This window comes from Rhodococcus sp. CX (assembly GCF_015865005.1).
GTDB lineage: Bacteria > Actinomycetota > Actinomycetes > Mycobacteriales > Mycobacteriaceae > Rhodococcus.
Genome location: NZ_JADZGH010000065.1, coordinates 1 through 2,441, shown reverse-complemented (window position 1 = coordinate 2,441; position 2,441 = coordinate 1). Strand labels below are relative to the sequence as shown.

Genomic DNA, 2,441 nt, shown 5'->3' with positions numbered 1-2,441 from the left:
GCGCCGCCAGCTCCCCGGTCCAATCCCAGTGATCGTCGGTCGCGAGATACTCCCAGCCCCGCCCGGTCGGGGGAGCGAGGGTGCGCATGGTCTCGAACACCCCCGCCGCCTGATCGACGGTGGTCGCCTCGAACTGCGGCTGGATCCGCACCCGCTGCTGGGTGATCGTCGATCCGGCCAGGTCCGCGTAGAAGGTCTGCTCCTTGACCTGCACACAGTGCGCCGTCACATGGTCGACGCCGTCGGCGGCGAGCAGCCGCTGCGACAGGTCGGTGAGGATCGCGACCTTGTCGGCGGTCGGCACCGCGAACGGATCGAGGTCGTACCGTGAGACCCACACCGCGTCCGGATAGACCGGTTCGTCGGCCCACAACACCGGATCCCGGTTCAGCGGCCGCAACGTCCGCGCCACCTCCAGCGCCTGCCGGGCCGTCGCCGCGGCCGTGTCCGCGGTCAGTTCGGCGTGCGAGGCGAAGCCCCAGGTGCCGTCGACCAGCACCCGCACCGCGAGCCCGGCATCGACGCCGTCCACCGCGGCCTGCACCCCGCCGTCCCGCAGCGCCAGCGACTGGCTGCGCACCCGGTGCACCCGCAGGTCCGCGTGGGTGGCCCCGCCGCTGCGGGCCACCGACAGCGCCGCCTCGGCGAGCGCACGTAACGGCAGATCGAGGAAATCGGAGTCGACGGTGTTCACCCGCTCACCGTAGAACTCGATCATCCGAATTGCTGCCAACCGAGCCGCACCACCATCACCAGCACGACGATCAGCAGCACCGCCCGCACGAACCCGGCGCCGCGCGCCAGCGCGGTCCGCGACCCCAGCACCGCCCCGGCGACGTTGCACACCGCCATCGTCAGCCCCAGCGCCCACCACACGTGCCCGGTCGCGGCGAAGAACACCAGCGCGCCGAGGTTCGAGCCGAGATTGATCACCTTCGCCATCGCCGCCGACCGCACGAACTCGGTACCCAGCAGGGTGGCGAACGAGATGATCAGGAAGGTGCCGGTGCCGGGACCGAGGATGCCGTCGTAGAACCCGATCACCGCGGCCGAACCGAGCACGACGATCAGCGTGCGCCGCAGGCTCGGCCGTTCCCGGGCCAGGGTGGTGCCGACCTGCGGCCGCAGCGTCACCATCATCGCGACGGCGACGAGGGCGACCATCACGATCGGGATGAACAGCGCCTTGTCGATCAGCGCCACCGCGGCCGCCCCGCACGCCGCGGACACCACCGCGACCGCCGCACCCGGGGCCAGCACCTTCCACGGCAACCGGATGCGCCGCGCGAACGTCACCACCGCGGCGCTGGTGCCGCAGATCGCGGTGAGCTTGTTGGTCGCCAGCGCGGCCTGCGGGGTCAGGTGCGGCGCCACCAGCAGCAGCGCGGGCAGCAGGATCAGCCCGCCGCCGGATGGGTCGACGCGGTCAGCAGTAGCGCCCAGTCACCGGCATCCATGCCCGTGATTCGATCATGGAGCCGCGGTGCCGGCCGATCGGGAGCAAATTCACCGGCCCGTTCGTTGCACCGGTGTGGCCGCCCGGAAGGAGCCCTGATGTTGCCCCTGTTGTTCCTCGTCTACGTCGTCGCCGAGATCGCGGTGCTGGCGGTGCTCGGTTCCGCCATCGGGGCCGGGTACACCGTGCTGCTGTTCCTCGGTGTCAGCGTCCTCGGCTATCTGATCCTCGGGGCGCAGGGCCGCCGGGCGCTGCAGAACCTCGGGAAGGTGCGGGCCGGCGGCTCGCCGGATCGGGCGCTGACCGACGGGGCGCTCGTCGGGGTCGGAGCCGGCCTGGTGCTGGTGCCCGGTCTGCTGACCAGCGTGCTGGGCATCCTGCTGCTGCTGCCGCCGACCCGGGCGTTGCTCCGCCCGGCCGTCAAGGTCCTCGCCGCTCGCAAGATGGCGAACCTCGCGGCCCGCGGGAGCTGGCACGGCGAGCGCATCACCGTCGTCGATGGGCAGGTCGTCGAGCACACCGTCGTCGACACCACGCCGCGGCTGACGTCCGCGCCGATCCTCGACGGCGAGATCGTCGAGACCCCGCAGCGCCCGCAGCGGCCCTGACGGGGCACACTGGACGCTCGTGAGTCCAGCACCGCACACCCAGCTTCTCGTCGGCGGCCGTATCTACAGCGCCGGCGCCCCCGATGCCACCGCGATGGCCGTCACCGACGGGCAGGTCGTGTGGGTGGGGGCCGACCGGCCCGGCCGCGCGCTGCACCCGGACGCCGAGATCGTCGACCTGGACGGCGCTTTCGTCGCCCCCGCGTTCGTCGACACCCACGTGCACGTCACCGCCCACGGCCTGGCCCTGACCGGGCTGGACCTGACCGGCGCCACCAGCCGGGAGGACGCGCTGCGGCGGCTGCGTGAGCACGCCGCCGGCTGCGACGACCCGGTGCTGTGGGGGCACGGCTGGGACGAGAGCCGCTGGCCGGACG

General features: G+C 72.6%; 3 protein-coding genes and 1 pseudogene. 2 read left to right on the top strand and 2 right to left on the bottom strand.

Going from position 1 to position 2,441, the window contains the following annotated elements; genetic code table 11:
• Together I0Q12_RS32190 and I0Q12_RS06885 are read right to left on the bottom strand one after the other, a co-directional pair.
• On the bottom strand, positions 1-718 hold a 718-nt coding region (locus I0Q12_RS32190), incomplete at its 3' end, for a PmbA/TldA family metallopeptidase (protein WP_374068602.1).
• A pseudogene (locus tag I0Q12_RS06885) lies at positions 715-1,457 on the bottom strand (TSUP family transporter). The pseudogene I0Q12_RS06885 and the gene I0Q12_RS32190, both read right to left, overlap by 4 nt.
• A gap of 97 nt (positions 1,458-1,554) precedes the next feature.
• Here I0Q12_RS06885 and I0Q12_RS06880 point away from each other — a divergent pair.
• The gene (locus tag I0Q12_RS06880; protein ID WP_197251234.1) at positions 1,555-2,064 is read left to right on the top strand and encodes an FxsA family protein; all 510 of its coding nucleotides are present in this window, start codon (positions 1,555-1,557) and stop codon (positions 2,062-2,064) included.
• A gap of 19 nt (positions 2,065-2,083) precedes the next feature.
• The coding region (locus I0Q12_RS06875; protein ID WP_197251233.1) for an amidohydrolase family protein at positions 2,084-2,441 on the top strand (358 nt) is incomplete at its 3' end.